Raw genomic sequence first — 25046 nt, forward strand, 5'->3', positions numbered from 1 at the left:
CTTATCCAGCTCCCAGCATGTCGCGCAGCCTGGCGACGTGGTGGCCCAGTTCAGGGGCGTCCTTCAGGGCAAGGTCGCGCTCTTCCGGCAGGTCGATTTCGAGAATTCCGCCGATCCGCGACGGACGTCGGCTCATCACCACGACACGCTGCGACAGGAAAACCGCCTCATGCAGCGAATGGGTGACGAAGACGATGGTCATCCCGCTCTGCTTCCAGATCCGCAGCAGCTCGACATTCAGCGTGTCGCGCACCAGCTCGTCGAGCGCGCCGAAAGGCTCGTCCATGAGCAGGACCTTCGGCCTTGTGACGAGCGCCCGCGCGATCGAGACGCGCTGGCGCATGCCGCCGGACAGCTCCGACGGCAAGGCATCCTCGAACCCTTCCAGCTCGACAAGCTTCAGCGCCTCATGCGGGTCCATGAAGTTGCCGGCCTTCGGGTTGGCCCCGCCCACCTCGAACGGCAGGCGGACATTGTCGATCACCTTGGCCCAGGGCATCAGCACCGATTGCTGGAACACCATGGAAAATGTGCGCGAGGCGCGCGCCGCCGCCGGCGTTCCGCCGAATATGGCAACCTTGCCTTCGGTCGGCGCGATGATGTCGGCGATGGTGCGCAGCAAGGTGGACTTGCCGCAGCCGGAATGCCCAATCAGCGAGACGAACTCGCCTTCGCGAACGGTCAGCGAGACATTGTCGATGGCCCGCACCGCCCGCGAGCTGCCGCCGAAGGTCACGGCGACATTGTCGATCTCGATGGCGTTGCGGGCCGAGGAGACGCCGAGGTCGCCAGTGTGGGCGTCGCCGGAACGGGCGGCCCCGGAAGCAGCGATTGTCGCCATCATGTTCACCGCTTCGTCCTCTGTGCTGCGGCGAGGATGCTGCCGTCGAAGACGTCGTCCGCCGTCAGTTCGGATTTGATCTCGCCGATCTTGGCGTAGGTCTGCAGCGTCGCATTCCAGCGGTCCTTGCTGATGTTGGCAAAGCCGTGCTCGCGGGTTTCGTCGGTGTAGATGAAGTCCGACACGATGACCTTGAGCGAGGCGAGCTCCTTGTCTTTCTCGATCGCGCTCGACATCGAGGCAACCATGTCGATGGCCTCTTCGGGATGGTCGGCGGCATAGGCCCAGCCCTTGTCGCAGGCCTCGAGGAACTTCACCAGCATGTCGCTGTCGGAGCCGATCAGGTCGGTGCGGGCGATGTAGTAGTTGGACTGGAACTGCAGCCCGTTGTCCCAGATACTCTGGGTGTTGTAGCCAGCCGGATTCTGTACGATCGGCACGTTCTGGGCAACGTTGGTCGGCCAGGAGGCGACGACGTCGACCTGCCCCTGGAGCAGGCCGGGGATCTGGGCCTGGATGAAGGTGATGTCGTCGAGCTTCATTCCGTTATGGTCGAGCACGACCTTGATCTGCGCGGTCGCGCCCTGGCTCGCGCCGATGCGCTTGCCCTTCCAGTCGGCCACCGACTTGATGTTGGATTCGCCGAGCGAATAGAAGGTCAGCGGCGCTTTCTGGAAGGCCGCGCCGAAGGTCTTGATCGGCAGCCCCTGGTTTGCGGCATACATGATCTCGGGCGCATAGGCGGTGGCGATCTGCGCCACTCCGGAGAGCGTCTCCTGCACCGTGTTGGAGTTCGGGCCACCGGGAAGGATCTCGACGTCGAGGCCCTTTTCAGCGAAGAACCCCTTCTTCAAGGCGACGATTTCGCCGGCGGCGGCTCCATTGAAGAGCCAGGCGAGTTGCAGTTTGACCTGCTTCTGCTGGGCATAAGCGGGAGCCACGCCTGCAAGCCCCAGCGAGGCGAGCGAGATGATGCTGGCAGCTGCCAGAAGTGAACGTCGGCTGATCATCTATATCCTCCAATCAGACAAACCCAACGACCTAGTTTCTGCGAGGATAGACCGCGTTCCGCGGCTCCACACCATAACATGCTTCGGCGAACTCATTCCATGTGGTTATGGACCTCCATTCGGATCAGGCATGGTCGATCACTGCCCGACAAGGTCGCCAGCGCAGCGAAAACCGAGATGGCTCGAGGTCGCGCCCTGGTGGTTGCCGGTCCGTGCCGCGACCCGGTATCGGTTGCAGTAGCTGGCGTGGCACAGATAGGAGCCGCCGCGCATGGCCATCAATCCGGTCGGCTCGCCCGACCAGGGCGAAGCGGTCCATTCCCAGACATTGCCGAGCATGTTGTAGAGGCCGAAGCCATTGGGCGGAAAGCTGCGCGCCGGCGCTGTCGCGAGGTAGCCGTCTTCGGCGCTGTTGCTGAGCGGAAAGCGCCCTTGCCAGATGTTGCACATGTGACGGCCGCCGGGATTGAGTTCGTCGCCCCAGGCATAGATCGCCCGCTCAAGCCCGCCGCGCGCCGCGGCTTCCCATTCGGCTTCCGTGGGCAGTCGCTTGCCGGCGAAGTTTGCGAAGGCAACGGCGTCGTTCCATGAGACATGGACGACCGGATGGTCGCGCCGGTCACGCCAGCTGGAACCTGTGCCATCGGGCTTGCGCCAGCAGGCGCCGCGAACCGGCGCCCACCAGTCCGGCGCGCTGGCGTCGGCGTCGGTTGCGATCACCGCGTCAGGATGGATCTGGGCCATGAAGACGAACGACCAGCCCAGGCGTTCGGCCTCCGTCACGTAGCCGGTGGCACCGACAAATGAAGCGAAGGCCTGATTGGTCACCGCGGTCTTGTCGAGCAGGAACGCCGGAAGGTCGACTGCTAGCACCGGACCTTCGCCGTCGTCAGGATTGGCGATCGAGCGATCCTCCCCCAGAAGCCAGCGCCCAGCCGGTATCAACGCCATGTCAGGCTGGCTGCCGGCATCGAGCGGCGCAGGCGCTGCAGCTGGCTCGGCAACATGATCGCCTAGGGATCGGCCCGGAGAACAACACGACATGGCGCCTTCCTGTCGAAAAATGGATCGGCGGAGTTTGACTCTTTCATGATCCTGCGTAAAGGTAGGACGTCCTACCTCTTGGAGGAGAGAGCGATGTCGGGAACTGCCACCGAACGTGTCCTGCAGTATATTCGCCAGCAAAAGCTGGTTGCCGGCGACCGCTTGCCGGCGGAAATCGACATTTCCCGGATACTCGGCCTCAGCCGCAATTCGCTGCGCGAAGCCTATGCCGACCTGATGGCCAAGGGCTTGCTCAAGAACAAGCACGGCGTCGGCACCTTCATCGCCAACCCGCCGATCCTCAACGCCTTGACCGGCTCCGCCGGCTTCTGGAACCTGATCGAAAATGCCGGAATGAAGGCATCTTTCCGCGAGATCCAGCGCGACCAGGTCATCGCGCCGAAGGAGATCTCCGTCATCCTGGGCCTGACGTCCGAAAAGCCAGTCCATCGTTTGCGCTGGCTGTTTCTCGCCAACGGTCAGCCCTGCATTCTCGTCGACCATTTTCTCGCGCGCAGCGTGCCACCAGGCGCCTTCAACGAGAGCACGGAACACGACGCGCTCGCCGCCATCGCCCCGTTCACCGTCATCGATGGCGCATCGCTGTCGACCCGCACCTCGGCGATCAACGCCACCGCCGACGTCGCCCAATTGCTCGAAGTCAGCGAAGGCGACGCGCTTTTGTGGAGCACGGCGCTCGTGCATTCGGGCAATGGCAGCGTGCCGTTGGCCTCGCGCTCCTGGATGGTGCCGCAGCTTCTCGCCAGCCATCAGATGATGGCGCTCTCACCCGTTCATTTTCAGGGCAGTTCAGCCCTTTCGCCGGAGGACGAACCGAAATGACCCGCTTCACCAAAATTGTCCTGAGTCTCGCATCGAGCCTCATGCTCCTCTCGGCCGGGATGGCCGGGGCGCAGACCCTGGAGCCTGTGCGCTTCGGTGTCGACGCCTACACCACCGGCTCCCAGATCTGGGTCGCCAAGGAAAAAGGTTTCTTCGAAAAGGAAGGCATCGACGCTCAGATCACCACCTTCGCCACCGGCGTCGAGGCGATCGATGCGCTGCTGATCGGCCGCGCCGATATGGCTGTCGGGCTCGATTTCCCGATCGTCTCGCGCATCCAGGGCGGCAAGCTGACCGTCCTTGCCGGCATCTTCCATTCCAAGCCCGGCTTCCACAAGCTGGTGGTCAGCAACGACATCAAGGACGCCAAGGATCTGGTCGGCAAGAAAATCGGCATCGCCACCGGCACCGCCCAGCACCTGATCACCATGAAGTATCTCGAGGAAAACGGCATAGCCGAGGACAAGGTCGAGATCGTCGGTTTCACCAGCCTGCTCGAGATCGTCGCATCGCTCCGCTCCGGCCGCATCGATGCCGCTTTCACCTGGGCCGACGGCACCGAGAAATCGACCGACGGCGGCGACCACTATGTGCTGACCGACGATGCCGCGGCCAAGCGCAACAGCAGCGCCTACATCGCCGCCCAGACCGAATTCACCGAAAAGCACCCGGAGCTGACGGTTGCGACGCTGCGCGCGCTCAATGCGGCAAGCCAGTTCATCGCAACCAACAAGGACGAGGCGGCAGCCCTCATCGCCAAGAACACGCGTGCCCCGCGCGACACGGTGCGCGACCTGCTCAACTACAATGAATTCGCCCTGGCGCTGACTGACTATGAGCGCGCCGGCTTCAAGGAAGTCGCTGATTTCCTAGCCAAGACGAAAGCACAGCCGGTCAGCTTCGAAACGGGCGTCAATCCGAAATTCCTTGAGCAAGCTGCCCCCGACCTGGTCAAGCTGGGCAACTGAGCGGACCTGCGATGACAAACAATCAAACAAGCGCGGCCACGCCCGGAGCTGCCATTCCTGCGGTCGTCTTCGACAAGGTCGGCATGGCCTATCCCGGCCAGAAGGCAGGCAGCGAGCTGATCCTGGCCGACCTCTCCGTCGCGGTCGCGCAAGGCGAATTCTTCGTGCTCGTCGGCCCCAGCGGCTCGGGCAAGTCGACCTTGCTCAAGATCGTTGCCGGGACCGAAAAGCAGACCGAAGGCCGCGTGCTCGCCAATGGCGAGACGATCGCCGGCCCCGACCGGCGGCGCGGCATGGTGTTCCAGTCGATCGAGGAGCCGCTGTTCCAGTGGCTGACGGTCGCCGAAAATATCGGCTTCGGCCCCAGCGTCGCGGGCAAGCCGCGCGCCGAATGCCTTGAAATGGCGCAGCGCTACGTCGACCTCGTCGGCCTGCGCGGCCACGAGCAGAAATTTCCGCATGAGCTGTCCGGCGGCATGAAGCAGCGTGTGCAGATCGCCCGCACGCTGGCCGCCCAACCTGAGCTGATCCTGTTCGACGAACCGTTTGCAGCACTCGACGCGCTGACGCGCCGCGTGCTGCAGAAGGAGCTGACGCGGATCTGGCGCGAGACAGGCTGCACCATGGTCTATGTCACCCACGACATTCGCGAGGCCGTGCTGCTTGGCCAGCGTGTCGCGGTGATGAGCCGGGGCCCGCGCGCCAACATCACCCGCATCTACGACATCGACCTGCCCTATCCGCGCGATGACCTCGACAGCCGTTTCGCCGATGCGGTCAAGGCGATCGAGGGCGACATCGAAAGGGAGGCGGCTTCGCAATGGGAGCAAAACTGATGCCATCCTACGCGTGGTCGGCGCTCAGCGTCGCTGTCGTCGTGATCTTCTGGCAGATGGCCTCGACCTGGCTGGTCGACCCGATGTTCCTGCCTGCACCGCTCGCCGTCCTCAACGGCGCCGGACAGATGCTGGCCGAGGGCACCCTCACCCAGTCCATCCTGGTGTCGATGATGCGCATTCTCTCGGGCTGGTTTCTCGGCAGCGCCATTGCCATTCCGATCGGGCTCGCCGTCGGCGTCTCGCCGGTGGCGCGTCACTTGGTCGACCCGTTCATCCACTTCTTCCGCTTCGTTCCGGCCATTGCGCTGGTGACCTTGTTCATCATCTGGTTCGGCGTCGGCGAGATGTCGAAGATCATCCTGATCGCTTATGCGACGGCCTTCATCGTCATGGTCAACACGGCCAGCGGCGTGTCCTCGATCTCGCAGGACAAGCTGAACGCCGCCCGCTGCCTCGGCGCCAATGAGCGGCAGGTGTTCTTCAAGGTGATGATCCCGGCCTCCCTGCCCTCGATCTATGTCGGCATGCGGCTGGCGCTCGCCTCGTCCTTCCTGGTCATCGCGGCCGCCGAAATGCTCGCCGCCGATGCCGGGCTCGGCTACATCATCTGGACCTCGCGCCTCTACTTCCAGGTCGACTGGATGTTCGCGGCCATCATCGCGCTCGGCCTTCTCGGCTTTGCCACCGACCGGCTGTGGCGGCTGCTCGGGCGGACGCTGCTCAAGCGTTATCTGCGCGGCGTCACCGGCTATTGATCCAATCGGCCGGGCCGCCCTCCTGTTGCGGCCCGGCGACCATCTCACAAGATCGGGACAGAGCATGACTTCCGAATTTCGCGGCCATATCGGCCGCACGCACCACGAATCCGAGCGCGACTATGCCGACATCCCCAGCGGCCCTGCCGGCAAGCCGAACGTCATCTATGTCGTTCTCGACGACGTCGGCTACTCCGACCTCGGCTGTTTCGGCTCGTCGATCGACACGCCGAACTTCGATTCCCTCGCCGACACCGGCCTGCGCTACAGCAATTTCCACACCACCACCTTGTGTTCCCCGACACGCGCCTGCCTGCTGACCGGGCGTAACCACCACTCGGTCGGCATGCGCTATCTGGCCAATGCCGACATGGGCTGGCCCTCCGGCCGCGGCGCGATCAGCCATCGCGCCGGCACGCTCGCCGAAATGCTCAAGCTCAATGGTTATGCGACCTATGCGGTCGGCAAATGGCACCTTGCACCGACAGAAAACGCCAATGCCGCCGGCCCCTTCGACCAGTGGCCGCTCGGCCGCGGCTTCGAACGCTTCTACGGCTTCATGAATGGCAGCACCGACCAGTTCCACCCGGAGCTCTGCCAGGACAACCAGCAGATTCCGCCGCCGGCGACGCCTGAACAGGGCTACCATCTGTCCGACGACCTGTCGGACCGCGCCGTGCGCTACATCGCCGACAAGATGGCGATCTGGCCCGACAAGCCGTTCTTCCTCTATCTCTGCTACGGTGCCGGACATTTCCCGCACCAGGCGCCCGCATCGACGCTGGCCAAATATCGCGGCCGCTTCGGCCATGGCTGGGACGAAGAACGCGTACAGAGGCTGGCCAGGCAGAAGGCGATGGGCCTCGTGCCGGAAAGCACCGAACTGCCGCCGCCAAATCCCGGCGTGCGCGCCTGGGCCGAGCTTTCTCCCGAAGAGCGCGAGGTCTCGGAGCATATGCAGGAGGCTTATGCCGCGCTTCTGGGCCACACCGACGCCGCCTTCGGCAGGCTGCTCGACTTCCTCGACCGCACCGGCATCCGCGACAACACCATCATCGTGCTGATTTCGGACAATGGCGCCTCCACCGACTGCGATCCGGACGGTACGACAAACGTGCTGCGCTGGTTCAACCGCCTGCCTGAAGACTATGCCGTGTCGCGCGATCGCCTGGCCGAGATCGGCACGGCGCGCAGCTCGGGCAACTATCCCTGGGGCTGGGCGCAGGCGTCCAACACGCCACTCAAGCTCTACAAGAGCTTCACCCATGGCGGCGGCGTGCGCGACCCGATGATCTTCTCCTGGCCTTCTGGCATAGCCGACAAGGGCGAGGTGCGCAGCCAGTTCACCCATGTCACCGACATCACGCCGACAATCATGCAGCTTTGCGGCGTCACCGCGCCCGAAAGCATCAACGGCGTGGCGCAGATGCCGATCCATGGCGAGAGCTTTGCCTATTCCTTCGACGCGCCCGATGCGGCGACCGCCAAGCAGTCGCAATATTTCGAGATGTACGGCCATCGCAGCATCTGGCATCGCGGCTGGAAAGCGGTGACGCAGCACAAAGCCGGCGACGATTTCGACAGCGAACGCTGGGAGCTCTACCATCTCGACGAGGATTTTTCCGAGCTGCGCGACCTCTCCGGGGAAAAGCCGGAAAAGCTCGCCGAGATGAAGGAACGCTGGTGGGCGGAAGCCGGCCGCTACGGCGTCATGCCGCTCGACGACAGCGACGTGCTGTTCAAGCCGCCCTACCGGCCCGGCGCACCACGCTGGCGCAACGAATGCAGCTTTTTCCCGCCGATCTCGTCTATCCCCGCGGAAGCGGCGCCGATGACGCAGGACGTCTCGCACCGCATATCGATCGAGATCGAGCGCACGGACAAAAACCAGGGCGGCGCGCTTGTCTGCTTCGGCAGCTGCCATGGCGGCTACGCGCTCGACATCGTCGCGAACCGGCTGGTCTACACCTACAACTATGCCGGCTTCGAGGTCACCCGCCTCGTCTCCGACCGGGAGATCCCGCTCGGCAAGACGACCGTCGTGTTCGACTTCGAAAAGACCGGCACGCTGAAGGGACGCGGCCGCCTGACGGTCGACGGCGAGCCGGCCGGCGAACATGTGTTCGAACGCACCCTGCTCAGGTTGTCGCTGTCGCCGCTTACCTTTGGACGCAGCAACGCCGAACCGGTCGATCCGGACAGGCAGACGAACCCGGATTTTTCGGGCCGTATCCTGCGCATCGACTACGCCATCGCAGATGATCGCGAGGTCGGCCCGGTCAACCTCGACGTGGACTGACCAGCATGTCGCGCAGACCGGTCGAAGGACTGTCGCTCCGTTGACCAGCGACATCCGTTTCGACTGTCGCCGCTCGTTCCGGCGCTTGATCAAACGCCGGCTTCGATCAGATGTGTGCGCGCATCCTGAAAGCTCGGTAGCAGCGCGGCATCACCGGGCTGCTGGTCCTTCTTTCGCGGTATGGTTCAAAGCGTCGGGCCGACAGCTCCAGTTGCTGCCGACCTATCGCTGGAAGACGCTGCGGCAGCCTCCGATCGCATCAGTTCGCCGGCCAGCCAGTCATGCAGCTTGCGGATCGCCCTGTCCTTGCGGCGGGCCGGTGCGGCGATGAAATAATAGGCGCCGAGCCGGATGTCAGTGTCGAACAGCTCGACGAGGCGACCCCTGGCCATTTCGTCGCCTGTCGTCAGCCGTGTCGCCAGCGCGACACCCTGCCCGGCCAGAGCGGCTTCGAAGCCAAGGCTGGCATCCCAAAGGCGCGGACCCTGCAGCGCGTCATGCGCCACGCCGGCCTTGCGAAACCAGTCGGCCCATTGCTGGCGGTTTTCCTCGTGGATCAGCGGTGCCCGCACAAGTGCAGCAATGCTTTCCAGGGGACCTGCCGCATCCAGCCATTGCCGGCTGGCCACCGGAAACATCCTGGGATGAACGAGCAAGGTCGCTCCGACAGGAAGGTCGTCGGGGTCGCCGAAGCCGACCATCACATCGGCCTCGCCGACCGAGAAATCCGGCAGGCGGTCGATGGCGCGAAACACCAGTTCCGTGTCGCCGAGCAGATGCTGCATCTCAGGCAGCCTCGGCCCGAGCCAGCGCGTGGCGAGGCCGGGCATGCACCATAGCCGCAGACTGCGCCGATGCGACGGCGGGCGAAGCTCCTCGGTCGTCGTCGCGATGAGCTCGAAAGCCTTTGAAACGGCAGAATGGAAGATTTCACCCTCACGGGTGAGGCGAAGGCCGCGCGGGCTGGACGTGACGAGTTTGACCGCCATCCAGAATTCGAGATTCCTGACATGGCGGCTGACCACCGAGTGGCTGATGCCCAGGTCGTCGGCTGCCTTCCGCATCGAGCCCATGCGTCCCGCCGCCTCGAAGGCGCGGACCATCTGCAATGGCGGCATGAGCTGTTCGCTCGGTTCGGCGGGGCGGCGTCGGCGAGGTTCGGTAGCCAATGGCTGTCTTTCGAAATTGAGTGGTGCACAGAGAGCACCACCGCATCTAAATCAATCGCGCACTGCTTGCAAAGAACTGTCGCTAGGTTGCCGGCGAAAATCTTGCGGAGCATCTACCCCATGACCAATAACACCACCTTGCAGGCCCGTCGGACCGCGGCAGTTGCGCGCGGCGTCGCCACAGCCTTCCCCGTCTTTGCCGGCAAGGCCGAAGGCGCCGAGATCTGGGATATAGAGGGCCGCCGCTACATCGATTTCGCCGCCGGCATCGCGGTTCTCAACACCGGCCACCGCCACCCCAGAGTGATCGCCGCCGCGAAGCAGCAGCTCGACGCCTACACCCATACCGCCTTCCAGGTGCTGCCCTACGAACCCTATGTCGCGCTGTGTGAGCGCCTGAATGCGCTGGCGCCGTTCTCCGGCGAGGCAAAGTCGCTGCTGTTTTCGACCGGCGCCGAAGCCGTCGAAAACGCCGTCAAGATCGCCAAGGCGGCGACCGGGCGTTCCGGCGTCATCGCCTTTGCCGGCAGCTTTCACGGACGCACGGCGATGACCATGGCGCTGACCGGCAAGGTTGCGCCCTACAAGCAGAAGTTCGGCATTTCGCCGGCCGGCATCTATCACGTCCCGTTCCCGGCAACGCCGCTCGATATCGACGTCGCGGATTCCGTGCGGGCGCTGCAGATTCTGTTCCGCACCGACATCGCGCCGTCCGACGTGGCTGCGATCATCGTCGAGCCGGTTCAGGGTGAAGGCGGCTTCTGGCCGGCTCCCATCGAGCTTCTGGCCGAACTCCGCAAGATTTGCGACGCGCACGGCATCGTGCTGATCGCCGACGAGGTGCAGACGGGATTTGCGCGCACCGGAAAGATGTTCGGCATCGAACATTCCGGCGTCGAGCCAGACATCATCACCGTCGCCAAGGCGCTCGGCGGCGGCTTTCCGCTGGCTGGCGTCGTCGGGCGCGCGGCGATCATGGACGCTGCCGAACCGGGCGGGCTGGGCGGCACCTATGCCGGCAATCCGATCGCCTGTGCGGCCGCCCTCGCCGTGCTCGACATCATCCAGGACGAAGGCCTTGTCGCCCGCGCCAATGAGATCGGCACGACGATGCGCGCTGCGCTGGAGCGGATGTCGCAGCGCAACGACGCGGTGGCGATGGCGTCGATCCGCGGCCCTGGCGCGATGGTCGCCTTCGACATCGTGACGCAGCGCGGCACCAACACGCCGGATGCCGAAACGACGAAGAAGGTCGTGCAGGCAGCACTCGGCCACGGGCTGGTGCTATTGTCCTGCGGCGTGTTCGGCAACACCATCCGCCTGCTCTGCCCGCTGACGATTTCCGATGCGCAGCTTGGCGAAGGGCTCGAGCTGCTCGAGCGCGCGCTTGTCTCCGCCAACGCCTAGGAGCCGTCATGCGCACTCTCGAAGACAAGGGCCTGCTCAAGACGCAGGCCTTCATCGACGGCAACTATGTCGGATCTGCCGACACGCCTGTCACCGATCCCGCTTCCGGCGCCGTCATCGCCCGCGTCCCCAACCTTGGCGCTGATGCGGCAACCCATGCTGTCGAAGCCGCTTCCAGGGCATTCAGGCCCTGGGCAGCCCGAACGGCCAAGGAGCGTTCGGTTATCCTTCGCCGCTGGTTCGAGCTGATCGTGGCGGCACGCACCGATCTTGCGACCATCCTGACCAGCGAACAGGGCAAGCCGCTGGCCGAGGCGCTCGGCGAGATCGACTATGCCGCGTCCTATGTCGAATTCTATGCCGAGGAGGCCAAGCGCATCGCCGGCGAGATCCTGCCGTCGCACCGCGCCGACGCGCGTATCCTGGTGCAGCGCCAGCCGCTCGGCGTGATCGCCGCGATCACGCCGTGGAATTTTCCCGCCGCGATGATCACCCGCAAGGTCGCCCCGGCACTTGCCGCAGGCTGTACCGTGGTGGTCAAGCCGGCGCCGGAAACGCCGCTGACCGCCCTTGCCCTGGCCGAGCTGGGCCGCCGCGCCGGCTTTCCATCAGGCAGCTTCAACGTCGTGACAGGCGATGCTGTCGCCATTGGCGGCGTGCTGACCTCGCATCCGACGGTCCGGCTCGTCGGCTTCACGGGCTCGACGCCAACGGGCAAGCTCTTGATGCGGCAGGCGGCCGGCACGGTCAAACGTGTGGCGCTGGAGCTTGGCGGCAACGCCCCCTTCATCGTCTTCGACGACGCCGATGTCGACGCAGCGGTCGACGGCGCGATGGCCTCCAAATTCAGGAACTCCGGCCAGACCTGCGTCTGCACCAACCGCATCTATGTCCAGTCGGCCGTCCATGACGTCTTCGTCGCCGGGCTGACGGAGCGAGTGAAGCAGCTGCGCATCGGCTGCGGTTTCGACGACGGCGTCGTCCAGGGACCGCTGATCTCGGAACGCGCCGTCGCCAAGGTCGAGGCGCATATCGCCGACGCCGTCGCCAAGGGTGCTGAGATCGCAACCGGCGGCAAGCGCCACGCGCTTGGCGGCACCTTCTTCGAGCCGACTGTTATAACAGGTGCTGCTTCGGACATGCTTTTGGCGCAGGACGAAACCTTCGGCCCGCTGGCGCCGGTGTTCCGTTTCGAAACCGAGGCCGAGGTGCTGCAAGCGGCAAACGCCACCGAGACCGGGCTCGCCGCCTATGTCTTCACCAGGGATTCGGCGCGGGTCTTCCGCATGGTGGAGCGGCTCGAATTCGGCATGGTCGGCGTCAACACCGGGCTGATCTCGACGGAACTGGCGCCCTTCGGCGGCGTCAAGGAAAGCGGCAATTCGCGCGAGGGTTCGCATCACGGCATCCTCGAATTCACCGAGCTCAAATATGCCTGCATCGGCGGCATCGCTGCGGAGGGCTGAGACGGACAACGCCCTGTAGTCCTCAGGACGCATGCGTCCTGAGGATGTCGCCGTCGAGACGAGCTGGTTCGGCTTCAGCGCGAGCGGAAAAACTCGGGAAGCCGCACCAGGACGATCTCGGCGACCATGACGGTCACCGCACCGACGACGATGGAATGCGCAAGCATCTCGCCCAGGATCTGCGGCAGCCCGCCCGACAGGGCGCCAGCCAGCGCGGGAATGCCCAGGCCCGCCATCAGGCCGAGGGGGGCCACCATGTTCTTAACGGGCGAACCCCGGTCCTGGCTCGCCATCTGGATGCCGGTCATGACCACTGTTGCCGCCGCAGGCAGGAACAGCCCGCCGACAACCGCCGCCGGTGTCGCCACCAGCACGGCCGCGACCTTGGGCAGGAATGCCAAAGCGATGAAGATGAAGCCGGCGACGCGGACGACATGCCGGCTGGCAACGCCGGTCAACCTGATGACGCCGAGATTCTGGGCATATGCGGTGGTGCCGAAGCCGCCGATCAGGGCAGCCAGCATCGAACCGCCGGCTTCACCTGCTATGCCGGCGTTGACGCGGCGGTCGTCGAGTTCCGTGCCGGTCAGCCGCGCGGTCGCCTCATACATGCCCATGGCCTCGACGACGGCAACGACGAAGACGATGCACATGGTGATGGTGATCGCCGGATCGAAGCTCAGTGCGCCATAAGGCAGAAGCTTCGGGAAGGCCAGCCAGGGTGCCTGGCCGACGGCGGAGAAATCGAGCAGCCCGAGACCAAGAGCCAGCAGGTCGCCGACGATCAGCGCCGTCAGGAAGCCGAACATGCGCAAGCTGCCACCGAAGGCGGCGCTGACCAGCACCACCGCCGTCGTGACACAGGCCAGCAACAGGCTCGATCCCGTGGCAAAACTCGGCGAGCCGATGCCGCCGAAGAACTCCATGAAGGTGAAACCCGCCAGCGCCACGCCCACCAAAGTGATGATGGTTCCGGAGACGGCCGGCGACAGCAGGCGCCGGAGCCTGGCGAACTGGCCGCAGATGGCGGCCAGGAAGACGAGTGCCGCGCCGATGATCAGGCCGAGGCTCGCCGCGGAAATCGTTCCCGCCTTGTAATAACCGATGGCCAATGGCGAAAAGGCCGAGGACGGCCCCTGCACCACCGGCAAACGGACCAGCCTGGTGCTCTGGATGACGGTGACCACGCCCGCGGCAAGGAAGGTCGCGGTCACCAGATTTGTCGCCAGCGTGGCGGAGAACCCGGCCACCGAGGCGATGAATATGGGATCGAGCCAGGCGTTGGACACCAGCGCCTGCTGCAGTCCCAATGCGAAACGACGCTTGGCAGGGATGACCTCCTCGACGTCCCCGACCACGCCGTCGACCGCTTCAAGCTCGCCCATATGGGCATGAACATGATCCGTCATTGATATACCTCCTCCCAGAAGCATGAGCCGCCTGCGCGGCATCAGGTGAAATGAGCTGGTGACGGTCAGGCCTCGAGGCACTGCATGCGGCGCGAATGGCGGGCATGCTCGCGCAGCACGTCGCCGAGTTCGGTCATGACCGGACGGCAGTCCTCGACCAGCACCTTGCCTGCGACGACTGTCGTGCCGGCGACCGCCGGGCCGCAGCGCAGCCAGGCCTCGACCGGATCGCTATGGGCGCCGGCAAGCGCCACATCCGACATGCTCCAGACGACGAGGTCGGCACAGGCGCCCGGCCTGAGATGGCCGATCTCATCCTCCCAGCCGAGACAGGCGCCGCCGCCGCGCGTGGCGATGTCGAGCGCATCGCGCGCCGACATCGAATGCGGGCCGTTGCGATAGCGTCCGAGCAACAGCGCTGTGCGCGCCTCCAGCCACATCGAGGCATGGTCGGTGGAAGCCGAGCCGTCGCAGCCAAGGCCGACACGCATGCCGCGGGCGCGCAGCCCCATGGCGTCGGCTGAGCCGCCGCCGATCAGCATGTTCGAACAGGGGCACTGGGTGGCACAGACGCCGGCATGTGCGAGGCGTCCGATCTCGGCATCACTGGGATAGATGAAATGCGCGACCCAGGAGCGCTTGCTGGCCCAGCCGACGCGCTCGAAATATTCGGTCGGCGTGCAGCCATAGACCTCGGCGCAATATCTGTCCTCCTCGGGGTCCTCGGCGAGGTGGGTGTGCAGCCTGAGATCGTATTTGTCGGCAAGCCCAGCCGATTCCGACATGATCCGCTCGGTCACCGAGAACAGCGAGCACGGCGCCAGCGCCACGCGCGTCATCGCGCCCGGCCCGGCATCATGGTAGCGCTCCACCAGCCGCACGCTGTCTTCGAGGATGTCGTCCTCGCGCTGCACGACCGAGGCCGGTGGCAGGCCGCCATGCTCGACCGAACGCGTCATCGAACCGCGTGTCGCATAAAAACGGAAGCCGATGTCGGTGCTGGCGCGGATCTGGGCGTCGATCAGCCTCGGCCTGGGATGGACATACATGTGGTCCATCGAGGTGGTGCAGCCGCCCATCAAAAGCTCGGTCATCGCGACATAGGTGGAGGCATAGACCGAGTCCTCGGTCAGTCCGGCCCACATCGGGTAGAGCCCGGTCAGCCACTCGAACAGCGAACCGTTGGTCACCGGCGCGTAGGACCGCGTCAGGTTCTGGTACATGTGGTGGTGGGCGTTGATCAGTCCCGGCGTGACCAGCCGGCCATGCGCCGAGATGGTCCTTGCGGCGACCGGCTCGTCGCCGGCCTTGCCCAGGGAATGAACTCTCTTGTCTTTGACGGCGATCCAGCCGTCGGCGATTTCCCAGCCGCGATCGACATACACATATGCGTCACGGACGAGCAGGTCTACGGACATGCAGCTTCTCCAGGTCGGTTCTCATTCACTCCGACGCAGCTGGTTTCAGCTTCGTCGCGCTATGAGCCCTGTCCCTGGAATTGCGAGTTCCGGATCGTCATCGACTGGTAGGTTGAGCGGGCTGCTCTGATCATTGCTGTGCGGGAGATCGGCCTTGTCACGGCATCTCTCCCCGCCTGAGCGAAAGCTCGCGCTCGCATCATCAGGCCTGCCGATGCAAACGCAGTTTTGCCTCTCTGTCAAATTATTTTCACATCAGGAACCGACGCGCGAAATCGCTAGCCGCCCGAACGCGTCTTGAGGATCGCCGAAAAGCGCGGGTCGAAGGCGCGGCCGATCGGCTCGGCGGCAGCGCCAAGGGCGATCGACCAGGGGTCGGTGATGCCGAGCTGCAGGCGCGGCAAGGTCCGTCCCGGCCGGTTGGCGATCGACAGCGGCAGCGGCAGCATCGCCGCGAGGATCAGCCGCGCCAGCGCCTCGGGCGCGCCGCTGGTCAGGATCACGGTCTCAGGGTCGAAAAGCGTCTCGATGAGCTGGACGCTCCAGCGCAAGTCCATGGCGGCGTCCCTGACCCAGGCGATCAGTGCCGGGTCTTCGGCCAGGGCCAGCGCCTCGACATGCTGGTAGAGGCCCGTTTCGGAGGGGTCGAGTTCGAGGTGCTGGTAGAGCGAGGCCAGCGAGGCTCGGTGCTCGAGCACGGCACCATCACTGCCGCGCGGCGACAGCAGCGCCATGCCGATTTCGCCTGAATTGCCGTTGCCGCCCCGGTAGAGCTCGCCATTGAGGATGAGGCCGGCGCCGATGCCGTAGCCGACATAGAGGCAGACGGCGTGATCGAGCCCGTGCGCCGCCCCCACCATGCGCTCGGCGATGGCACAGGCGGCAGAGTCGTTCTGCAGGCTGACGTCGAGGCCGGTGCCAGCGGCCAGCGTCTCCAGCAGCGGATATTTCTGCCAGGCCGGCATCATCCATTTGTTGTCGCCGAACTCCTCCAGCCCGAACGGGCCGGGCATGGCGACGCCAAGGCCGACGATGCGCTTTTCCGACTGCTGCGAGATCGCGGCGAGGTCGCGCCTGATGCCCTCGACCACGCCGAGAATGATCTTCACGCCGCCATGCGGATCGTCGGGCGGCAGCTTGGCCTCGGCGCGCACCAGGACGGTGCCGACGAGGTCGACGGCGACGGCGCGGGTCAGGTGGCGGTCGATCTGCAGGCCGATGGCAAAGGCGCCTTCGGGCACCAGACGGTAGGGCGTCGAGGGCTGGCCCCTGCCCTTTCTCACCGCGTCGAGCGAGACGACGAAACCGTCGCGCTCCAGTTCCTCGACGATGTTGGACACAGCCTGCTTGGTCAGCTGTGTCGCCCGCGCCAGGTCGGCCCGCGACAGCGCCCCGTTGAGCCGCAACGCGTCCATCATCACACGGCGGTTGTGGGCGCTGGTGCCCTCCTGGTTGGTGCCGCTGGTGGCGCGGATCGGGCTGATGTCGCTCAACTGTTTTCCCCTCTTGACTCCACTAGATAATTGCAGAAGTAATAAGTCAAGTCAGTTGACTTAATAAGGAGCCGCGAGAGTTCCAGGGAACCAACGGCGGCTGGAGCCGCCGCATTTTTCGATCAGGACAGCCGCTTGCGACAGATCGCGAGGCCGAGGCCCCGTGCCTTTCCCAGGCGAGACGGCAGCGTGAAGCGCGCCGCCGGACGGATTTGCATAAGCTAGAAATGGAGGATCAAATGTTGAAATCGATTAGCAGGACATTGCTCGGCGCGGCTTTCATCAGTGGCGCCTTCATGCCTCATGCCTTTGCCGAAACCTCGATCAACGCGCTGTTCATGGCCCAGGCCGCCTATAGCGAGGCCGACGTGCGGGCGATGACTGAAGCCTTCACCAAGGCCAATCCCGACATCAAGGTCAATCTCGAATTCGTGCCTTACGAAGGCCTGCACGACAAGACAGTGCTGGCCCAGGGTTCGGGCGGCTACGACGTGGTGCTGTTCGACGTCATCTGGCCGGCCGAATATGCCTCCAACAACGTGCTCGTCGACGTCTCCGCGCGCATCACCGACGACATGAAGAAGGGCGTGCTTCCAGGCGCCTGGACCACCGTCACCTATGACGGCAAGTCTTACGGCATGCCCTGGATTCTCGACACCAAATACCTGTTCTACAACAAGGAAATCCTCGAGAAGGCGGGCATCAAGAGCCCGCCCAAGACCTGGGACGAACTGGCCGAGCAGGCCAAGATCATCAAGGACAAGGGGCTGCTGGCAACGCCGATCTCGTGGAGCTGGTCGCAGGCGGAAGCAGCGATCTGCGACTACACCACCTTGGTCAGCGCCTATGGCGGCGAGTTCATCAAGGACGGCAAGCCGGCCTTCCAGAGCGGCGGCGGTCTCGACGCGCTGAACTACATGGTGACGAGCTACAGTTCGGGCCTGACCAACCCGAACTCCAAGGAGTTCCTCGAAGAAGACGTGCGCAAGGTGTTCCAGAACGGCGAAGCGGCTTTCGCGCTCAACTGGACCTACATGTACAACATGGCCAACGACCCCAAGGACAGCAAGGTCGCGGGCAAGGTCGGCGTCGTGCCGGCACCTGGCGTTGCGGGCAAGAGCGAGGTCTCGGCGGTCAACGGCTCGATGGGCCTCGGCATCACCACGGCCAGCAAGCATCCCGAGGAAGCCTGGAAGTTCATCACCTTCATGACCTCGCAGCAAACCCAGAACCAGTATGCCAAGCTCTCCCTGCCGATCTGGGCCTCGTCCTATGACGATCCAGCTGTGACCAAGGGCCAGGAAGAGCTGATCGCCGCCGCCAAACTCGGGCTCGCCGCGATGTATCCGCGCCCGACCACGCCGAAATACCAGGAGCTGTCGACGGCGCTGCAGCAGGCGATCCAGGAATCGCTGCTCGGCCAGGCAAAACCCGAAGACGCGCTCAAGAGCGCTGCCGAAAACAGCGGTCTCTAAGCTTTACTGCCCCAATTTTCCGGGCGGCTGCGGCCGCCCGGCCCCGTCGTATCAAGTCAAAAGGCGCCTCATGTCGGGCTCATGGATGACGACCCGGGCATGGCTGCTGATGCTGCCGCTGCTCGCGGTCATGATATCAGTCATCGGCTGGCCCCTCGTCGACACGATCCGCCTGTCGTTTACCGACGCCAAACTCGTCGGCACCGAGGGCAGTTTCGTCGGCCTCGACAACTACGTGAAGATTCTGACCGGCGCGAACTTCCAGCGCACGCTTGTCACCACGACATGGTTCGCGGTCGTCTCGGTGGCAGCCGAGATGGTGCTCGGCGTGCTTGCGGCGCTGCTGTTGAACCAGCAGTTCTACGGCCGAACCATGCTGCGCGCGCTGATGATCCTGCCCTGGGCGCTGCCGACGGTCGTCAACGCCACGCTGTGGCGGCTGATCTACAATCCTGAATATGGCGCGTTGAACGCGGCACTGACCCAGGCCGGCCTGCTCGACGCCTACCGCTCCTGGCTCGGCGAGCCCAACGCCGCACTTGCGGCGCTGATCGTCGCCGACTGCTGGAAGAACTTTCCGCTCGTCGCCCTCATTGCCCTTGCCGCCCTGCAGGCCGTGCCGCGCGACATCACCGCGGCGTCGATGGTCGACGGCGCCGGACCGCTCGCGCGCTTCCGCTTCGTCATCCTGCCCTATCTCGTCGGCCCACTTCTGGTGGCGCTGGTGCTGCGCACCATCGAGGCGTTCAAGGTGTTCGACCTGATCTGGGTGATGACCCGTGGCGGGCCGGCCAATTCGACCAGGACACTGTCGATCCTGGTCTACCAGGAAGCGTTTTCGTTCCAGCGCGCCGGCTCGGGCGCCTCGCTGGCGCTGATCGTCACCTTGCTGGTCACCGTGCTGGCCGTCGCCTATGCGGCCCTTGTCAGCAAAGCCGCGGGGAGCACAAGCTGATGGAACGCAGGAGCCTGGCTTTCACCATCTTCATCCATGCCGCCGCACTGCTTCTGGCGCTCGTCATCATGGCTCCGGTGCTGTGGCTGTTCGTCATGAGCATCTCGCCCGCCGCCGACCTCTCCGCCAAGCCGTTGCGCTGGTGGCCGCAACAGGTCGACTTTTCACGCTACGCCTTGCTGCTGTCGACCGTCGAAAACAGCGCGGGTGCTGCCTTCACGGCCTCGCTGTGGAACAGCCTGAGGATCGCCGCCATGGCGACGATTGCGGCGATCGCGCTGGCCATCCCGGCCGGCTGGGCGGTGTCGCGCACGCCTCAGATCGGCTGGTCGCTGTCGGTGGTGATCGCCACCTACATGTTGCCGCCGGTGGCGCTCGCCGTGCCGCTCTATATGGGCCTGGCCTATTTCGGCATGCTCAACAACATCTTCGGCCTGGCGCTGGTCTATCTCACCATCCTCGCCCCCTTCACCACCTGGCTGATGAAATCGGGCTTCGACGCCATCCCGCGCGAGATCGAAGCAGCCGCGATGATCGACGGCGCCAGCCTGTTCCAGACGCTGCGCATCATCACCTTGCCGCTGGCAGCACCCGTTGTCGCGACGTCGGCCCTGTTTGCGCTGCTCTTGGCCTGGGACGAGTTCTTCTATGCGCTTCTGTTTACCTCCGACCTGCGCGCCAAGACCCTGACGGTCGCCATCGCCGACCTCGCCGGAGGCCGCGTCTCGGATTACGGTCTGATTGCCACCGCGGGCGTGCTGGCGGCCCTGCCGCCTGTTTTGATCGGGCTCGTCATGCAGCGCGCTTTGATTTCAGGCCTGACCAGCGGCGGCGTGAAAGGATGACGACAATGACCTCACCGAAGCCCAGACCTCTAGGCCTCGTGGCCATCGACCGCGAAATGGCACGGCAGAATGGCGACGCACTGGCCTCCTTTGCCGAAAACGCAGGCATGGCGGCCCGGGTCGCCGCCTCGCTTGAAAGGACCGGCAGGCTGCTACTCCTCGGCATGGGCGGCTCGCACGCGGTCGGCCGGGCGGTCGAGCCGCTCTATCGCGCACTGGGCATCGACGCCATTGCCCTGCCGCTGTCGGAGCAGCTCGGCCAGGGGCTTTCACTCGATGGCCGCACTGTCATCATGACGTCGCAGTCGGGCGAAAGCGCCGAGGTGCTGCGCTGGTTCACCGAGACGGGCGGCAATGGCGAGACCTTCGGGCTGACGCTGGAGGCCGGCTCGTTCCTCGCCCGGACGGCACCCTCGCTGGTCGGCGTCGGCGGCACCGAGCTGGCTTTTGCCGCGACCCGCAGCCTGACGGTGACGCTTTCGCTTCACCTCGCCATTCTCGCCGCCCTTGGCGAACATCCTGGTGGGGCGCTTGTCGCCCTGCAGATGCCCGAAATCGTCGATGTCGGGCCAGCACTCAAGGCTTTGGCCGATGTCGACACCGTCGTCACCTCGGGGCGGCGCCTGCAGGGTGTTGCCGAGGCGCTGGCGCTCGGCCTGACCGAGCTGTCGCGGCGCCCGTGCTTTTCGCTCGAAGGCGGGCAACTGCGGCATGGGCCGATGGAGATGCTCGGACCCAGAATCGGGGTCGTGCTGTTCCGCGGCAAGGACCCGACGGCGGCGCTCGTCACCGCCATGGCGGTCTCGGCCGTCGAGACCGGTGCTGCCGTCGTGATCTTCGATTCCTCCGGCGCGGCGCCGGTGGCGGGAGCAACCACGCTTGGCTTCAGGCCTGCAACCGGCATGGATGCCATTTTTGCCATGCTGCCGACAGCCCAGCGCCTGATGATCGCCTTTGCCGATGCCCGTGTCGACGACGCCGGCACGCCGGTGCGTTCGACCAAGATCACGCGGAGCGAATGAATGCGGCCGCTTGCTGTCATCGGCAACGTCAATGTCGACCTCATCCTCGGGCCGACAGCACCCTGGCCGAGGGCGGGAACGGAGATCATCGTCGACCATGACGAATTGCGTGTCGGCGGCCAGGCCGGCAACAGCGCCCTTGCCTGGGAGGCGCTCGGCGTCGACTTCGAGATCGCAGCCAATGTCGGCAACGACCAGTTCGGCCTGTGGCTGCGCGATGCCTTCGGCGATCGTGCAGCCAGATGGCCCATCGCTGCCGAGAGCACGACTCTGTCAGTCGGCATCACCCATCCTGACGGCGAACGCACCTTCTTCACCACTCATGGCCACCTGCCCCGCTTCAGCCTGGCCGATGTGCTTTCGGTGCTCGACGGGGCGCAGCTTTCCGGCGGCTATGCCTTGTTGTGCGGCGCGTTCCTGACCACCGATTTCACGCGCGACTACGACGCCTTCTTCGACTGGGCGCATGGCCACGGCATTTCGGTCGTGCTCGACACCGGCTGGCCGCCCGCCGGCTGGACGGACGAGAACTGCGCCCTGACGCGGACATGGCTTGCGCATTGCGACTGTGCGCTGCTGAACGAAGTCGAGGCAACGACGCTTGCCGGCCTCGACAGTCCGGCCGCAGCCGCCGTCGCCCTGTGGCGCAGCATGCCCAAAGGCGCCATCCTTGTCATCAAATGCGGTCCGGACGGCGCGGTCGCCATCGGTCCCGACGGCGCCCTGGTGTCGGTGGCAGCCCCCGTCGTCACTGTCATCGACACGATCGGCGCCGGCGACGTCTTCAATGCCGCCTTCCTGGCGGCCCTTGCCGGCGACCGGCCGCTCGCTGCCTGCCTGACGGCCGGCGTGCAGGTTGCCTCGCGCGCCATTTCCACCTTGCCCCGCCTCTATGGCGGGCTGCCCGAGATCAGGGACGAATTTGCATGAGTGCGCTCGACATCCAGAACATCCGCAAGAGCTACGGCGCGGTCGAGACGCTGAAAGGCATCGACATCGCCTTGCAGAGCGGCGAGTTCCTGGTGCTGCTCGGCTCGTCGGGTTGCGGGAAGTCGACGCTGCTCAACATCATCGCCGGGCTTGCCGAGGCGACCAGCGGCGACATCCGCATCGCCGGCAAATCTATCCTCGGCATCCATCCCAAGGACCGAGACATCGCCATGGTGTTCCAGTCCTATGCGCTCTATCCCAATCTCAGCGTGCGCCGGAACATCGGCTTCGGCCTGGAGATGCGCAAGGTGCCGCTTGCCGAACGTGAGAAAGCCGTCGCGGAGGCGTCGCGGCTGCTGCAGATCGAGCCCTTGCTCGACCGCAAGCCGAGCCAGCTCTCGGGCGGCCAGCGCCAGCGCGTCGCCATCGGCCGGGCCTTGGTGCGCAAGCCTCAGGTGTTCCTGTTCGACGAGCCTCTGTCCAATCTCGATGCCAAGCTCAGGCTCGAAATGCGCACCGAACTCAAGCGCCTGCACCAGATGCTAAAGACGACAGTGGTCTATGTCACCCACGACCAGATCGAGGCGATGACACTGGCGACACGCATCGCTGTCATGAAGGACGGGCGTATCGAGCAGCTCGGCACGCCGGAAGAGATCTACAACCAGCCCGCCACGCTCTATGTCGCGGGCTTCGTCGGCGCGCCGCCGATGAACATCCTCGACGTCGAGGTCGACAATGGCGCGCTACGAATCGTCGGATCCGAGGTTCGCCTGCCTTTGCCCGACCGCTTCAGGCCGCTTGTCCAAAACAAGGCGCGGCTGGCGCTCGGCATCAGGCCGGAGGCGCTGCGGCTGGCCTCCCTCGACGGCGCTGGCGACAAGGCTGGCGACCGGGCCGGCAGCCATGCCCTGCCGGTGCGAATCGAGGTCGTCGAACTGACCGGACCCGAACTGGTAGCCACCGCCCGCATCGGCCCGCAAAAGCTCACCGCATGTCTTGCGCCAAGAGCCAGGGTCGGCCAGGGTGACGTGGCGGCATTTGCCGTCGACGACGACGCGCTGCACCTGTTCGACCCGGCAACCGGCCAGGCGCTGCTCGCCTGAGGCATCGTCCGAACGGGCGCAATCCATCAACAAAAACGCGAAACTGCTTAAAGCAACCGCCACTTGTGCGATGGCTGCATCAGGCAGAATTTAGGCCACGTTTGCGCAGGCAATCATGCCTTGCGCCATTTGTTGGCGGAAGCCGGTCCGGGGTGGAGACGCAAGACGCGTCCTGGGTCGGCACGAGAGGGCAGCAGGAGTTCGGCAGGAAAACGCCGGCGGCCATGCGGGGAAAGCATGGGTGCGTCGGCAAGCCTGCGCCAGGACCAGGCTGCCCCCTAACCGTCTGGGAGGAAGCAAAGAGTGCTTGAGAAGTATTTCAACCTGAAGGAACAAGGGACATCGGTCCGGACCGAAGTGATCGCCGGTGTCACGACCTTCCTGACCATGGCCTACATCATCTTCGTCAACCCGGAGATCCTGTCGTCGACGGGCATGGACCGCAACGCCGTGTTCGTTGCCACCTGCCTTGCCGCAGCGATCGGCTCGCTGGTCATGGGCCTGGTGGCGAAATGGCCGATCGGCATGGCGCCGGGCATGGGCCTGAACGCCTTCTTCGCCTTTACCGTCGTCGGCGCCATGGGCTTTTCCTGGCAGCAGGCGCTGGGCGCGGTGTTCATTTCAGGCGTGATCTTCCTGATCCTGACCGTCAGCGGCGTGCGCAGCTGGCTGATCGCCGGCATCCCGCACTCGATGCGCAGCGCCATTGCCGCCGGTATCGGCCTGTTCCTCGGCATCATCGCGCTGAAAAGCTCCGGTATCGTCGTGGCCAGCCCGGCAACGCTGGTGACGCTGGGCGACGTCAGCCAGACCGGGACGCTGCTTGCCATCGCCGGCTTCTTCATCATCGCGGCCCTTGACGCGCTCAAGGTGCGCGGCGCGATCCTGATCGGCATTCTGGTGATCACCATCGCCTCGATGGCGCTCGGCGTCAGCCAGTTCAACGGCATCGTCTCGATGCCGCCGTCGATCCTGCCGACCTTCCTGCAGCTCGACGTCTTCGGCGCCCTGCATGCCGGCCTGGTCCATGTCATCCTGGTGTTCGTGCTGGTCGAGGTCTTCGACGCCACCGGCACGCTGATCGGCGTCGCCAAGCGCGCCGGGCTGATCGAGCCGGGCAAGCCCAACCGCCTCGGCCGCGCCCTTCTGGCCGACAGCACGGCCATCGTCGCGGGCTCCCTGCTCGGCACCTCGAGCACGACGGCCTATGTCGAAAGCGCCTCGGGCGTGCAGGCAGGCGGCCGCACCGGCCTGACCGCTTTGGTCATCGGCGTGCTCTTCCTCGCCGCGCTGTTCTTCTCGCCGCTGGCCGGCTCGGTGCCTGCCTATGCGACGGCGCCTGCCCTGCTCTATGTCGCCGGCCTGATGATGCGCGAGCTGGTCGAGGTCGAATGGGCCGATATCACCGAGGCAGCACCGGCGGCGCTGACCGCGCTGATGATGCCCTTCACCTACTCGATCGCCAACGGCCTTGCCTTCGGCTTCATCAGCTATGCCGCGCTCAAGCTGCTCACCGGCCGTCCCGGTGAAGTCCATGCCGCGACCTGGCTGGTGGCGATCCTGTTCGTCATTCGCTTCGCCTTCTTCCCCCACTGACTTTCCCGAACCCCATCTGCAGCCGGGGCCGCCGACGCGGCCCCGGCTTTTTTGTTGTCCACAGCCGGCCGCACAGACGCCGCCTGCCGCCGCGACATGCACCGGAAATTCCGCCTTCGTTTTGGTCAATGAAGGCTGAAAACGAAGATCACAACC

Annotated in this window: 21 protein-coding genes; 14 read left to right on the plus strand and 7 right to left on the minus strand. The window is 65.0% G+C overall.

Features of this window, described 5'->3' with window-relative positions; translation table 11 throughout:
• Nucleotide 1: 1 nt before the first annotated feature.
• The 3 genes from H5P29_RS21445 to H5P29_RS21455 all read right to left on the minus strand — a co-directional run bounded on the left by H5P29_RS21445 (nt 2) and on the right by H5P29_RS21455 (nt 2895).
• Entirely contained in the window at nt 2-850 is an 849-nt protein-coding gene (locus H5P29_RS21445) for an ABC transporter ATP-binding protein (protein ID WP_185910158.1), read from the minus strand.
• Complete coding sequence (locus H5P29_RS21450; protein ID WP_154385403.1) at nt 847-1851, minus strand: ABC transporter substrate-binding protein; 1005 nt, start codon at nt 1849-1851, stop codon at nt 847-849. The genes H5P29_RS21445 and H5P29_RS21450 overlap by 4 nt, the downstream gene beginning before the upstream one ends.
• Before the next feature lie 138 nt (nt 1852-1989).
• Complete coding sequence (locus tag H5P29_RS21455; protein WP_348640617.1) at nt 1990-2895, minus strand: formylglycine-generating enzyme family protein; 906 nt, start codon at nt 2893-2895, stop codon at nt 1990-1992.
• Between the two features lie 93 nt (nt 2896-2988).
• On the opposite strand from H5P29_RS21455, the gene H5P29_RS21460 reads away from it, so the two are divergent.
• From H5P29_RS21460 to H5P29_RS21480, 5 genes are all read left to right on the plus strand, one after another.
• Nucleotides 2989-3738 carry a GntR family transcriptional regulator gene (locus H5P29_RS21460; RefSeq protein ID WP_185910159.1) on the plus strand — a complete coding sequence of 250 codons (750 nt, stop codon included), beginning with the start codon at nt 2989-2991 and terminating at the stop codon, nt 3736-3738.
• Entirely contained in the window at nt 3735-4706 is a 972-nt protein-coding gene (locus H5P29_RS21465) for an ABC transporter substrate-binding protein (RefSeq protein ID WP_154385405.1), read from the plus strand. The genes H5P29_RS21460 and H5P29_RS21465 overlap by 4 nt, the downstream gene beginning before the upstream one ends.
• 11 nt (nt 4707-4717) lie before the next feature.
• The gene (locus tag H5P29_RS21470) at nt 4718-5542 is read left to right on the plus strand and encodes an ABC transporter ATP-binding protein (protein ID WP_154385406.1); all 825 of its coding nucleotides are present in this window, start codon (nt 4718-4720) and stop codon (nt 5540-5542) included.
• The gene (locus tag H5P29_RS21475; RefSeq protein ID WP_067963167.1) at nt 5542-6300 is read left to right on the plus strand and encodes an ABC transporter permease; all 759 of its coding nucleotides are present in this window, start codon (nt 5542-5544) and stop codon (nt 6298-6300) included. The genes H5P29_RS21470 and H5P29_RS21475 overlap by 1 nt, the downstream gene beginning before the upstream one ends.
• Before the next feature lie 64 nt (nt 6301-6364).
• Entirely contained in the window at nt 6365-8599 is a 2235-nt protein-coding gene (locus H5P29_RS21480) for an arylsulfatase (RefSeq protein WP_154385407.1), read from the plus strand.
• Between the two features lie 185 nt (nt 8600-8784).
• Here H5P29_RS21480 and H5P29_RS21485 read toward each other — a convergent pair whose 3' ends face one another.
• Nucleotides 8785-9717 (minus strand): LysR substrate-binding domain-containing protein, encoded by a 933-nt coding sequence (locus H5P29_RS21485; protein WP_154385408.1) that lies wholly within the window; start codon nt 9715-9717, stop codon nt 8785-8787.
• A gap of 171 nt (nt 9718-9888) precedes the next feature.
• Between H5P29_RS21485 and gabT the strand changes: the two genes are divergently transcribed.
• Together gabT and H5P29_RS21495 are read left to right on the plus strand one after the other, a co-directional pair.
• The gene (gene gabT / locus H5P29_RS21490) at nt 9889-11175 is read left to right on the plus strand and encodes a 4-aminobutyrate--2-oxoglutarate transaminase (RefSeq protein WP_154385409.1); all 1287 of its coding nucleotides are present in this window, start codon (nt 9889-9891) and stop codon (nt 11173-11175) included.
• An 8-nt stretch (nt 11176-11183) separates the two neighbouring features.
• Nucleotides 11184-12641, plus strand: a complete 1458-nt coding sequence (locus tag H5P29_RS21495) for an NAD-dependent succinate-semialdehyde dehydrogenase (RefSeq protein ID WP_154385410.1) — start codon at nt 11184-11186, stop codon at nt 12639-12641.
• Between the two features lie 74 nt (nt 12642-12715).
• Here the strand turns inward: H5P29_RS21495 and H5P29_RS21500 are convergent, their stop codons facing one another.
• The 3 genes from H5P29_RS21500 to H5P29_RS21510 form a co-directional block, all read right to left on the minus strand.
• Entirely contained in the window at nt 12716-14050 is a 1335-nt protein-coding gene (locus H5P29_RS21500; RefSeq protein ID WP_246670784.1) for a uracil-xanthine permease family protein, read from the minus strand.
• 65 nt (nt 14051-14115) lie between these two features.
• On the minus strand, nt 14116-15468 hold the full coding sequence (locus H5P29_RS21505; protein WP_154385411.1) for an 8-oxoguanine deaminase: 1353 nt from the start codon (nt 15466-15468) through the stop codon (nt 14116-14118).
• A gap of 278 nt (nt 15469-15746) precedes the next feature.
• The gene (locus H5P29_RS21510) at nt 15747-16961 is read right to left on the minus strand and encodes an ROK family transcriptional regulator (protein ID WP_154385412.1); all 1215 of its coding nucleotides are present in this window, start codon (nt 16959-16961) and stop codon (nt 15747-15749) included.
• Nucleotides 16962-17200: 239 nt separating this feature from the next.
• Between H5P29_RS21510 and H5P29_RS21515 the strand changes: the two genes are divergently transcribed.
• From H5P29_RS21515 to H5P29_RS21545, 7 genes are all read left to right on the plus strand, one after another.
• Entirely contained in the window at nt 17201-18436 is a 1236-nt protein-coding gene (locus H5P29_RS21515) for an extracellular solute-binding protein (RefSeq protein ID WP_154385413.1), read from the plus strand.
• 70 nt (nt 18437-18506) lie between these two features.
• On the plus strand, nt 18507-19391 hold the full coding sequence (locus H5P29_RS21520; RefSeq protein ID WP_154385414.1) for a carbohydrate ABC transporter permease: 885 nt from the start codon (nt 18507-18509) through the stop codon (nt 19389-19391).
• A complete protein-coding gene (locus tag H5P29_RS21525; protein ID WP_154385415.1) occupies nt 19391-20236 on the plus strand; it encodes a carbohydrate ABC transporter permease in 846 nt (281 codons plus the stop codon). The genes H5P29_RS21520 and H5P29_RS21525 overlap by 1 nt, the downstream gene beginning before the upstream one ends.
• Nucleotides 20237-20241: 5 nt before the next feature.
• Nucleotides 20242-21258 carry an SIS domain-containing protein gene (locus H5P29_RS21530; RefSeq protein ID WP_154385416.1) on the plus strand — a complete coding sequence of 339 codons (1017 nt, stop codon included), beginning with the start codon at nt 20242-20244 and terminating at the stop codon, nt 21256-21258.
• Nucleotides 21259-22188, plus strand: coding sequence for a PfkB family carbohydrate kinase (locus H5P29_RS21535; protein WP_154385417.1), 930 nt, complete (start codon nt 21259-21261; stop codon nt 22186-22188).
• The gene (locus tag H5P29_RS21540) at nt 22185-23294 is read left to right on the plus strand and encodes an ABC transporter ATP-binding protein (RefSeq protein WP_154385418.1); all 1110 of its coding nucleotides are present in this window, start codon (nt 22185-22187) and stop codon (nt 23292-23294) included. The genes H5P29_RS21535 and H5P29_RS21540 overlap by 4 nt, the downstream gene beginning before the upstream one ends.
• 303 nt (nt 23295-23597) lie before the next feature.
• Nucleotides 23598-24890 (plus strand): NCS2 family permease, encoded by a 1293-nt coding sequence (locus H5P29_RS21545; protein ID WP_067963201.1) that lies wholly within the window; start codon nt 23598-23600, stop codon nt 24888-24890.
• Nucleotides 24891-25046 lie beyond the last annotated feature (156 nt).

Source organism: Aminobacter sp. MDW-2, assembly GCF_014250155.1.
GTDB lineage: Bacteria > Pseudomonadota > Alphaproteobacteria > Rhizobiales > Rhizobiaceae > Aminobacter > Aminobacter ciceronei.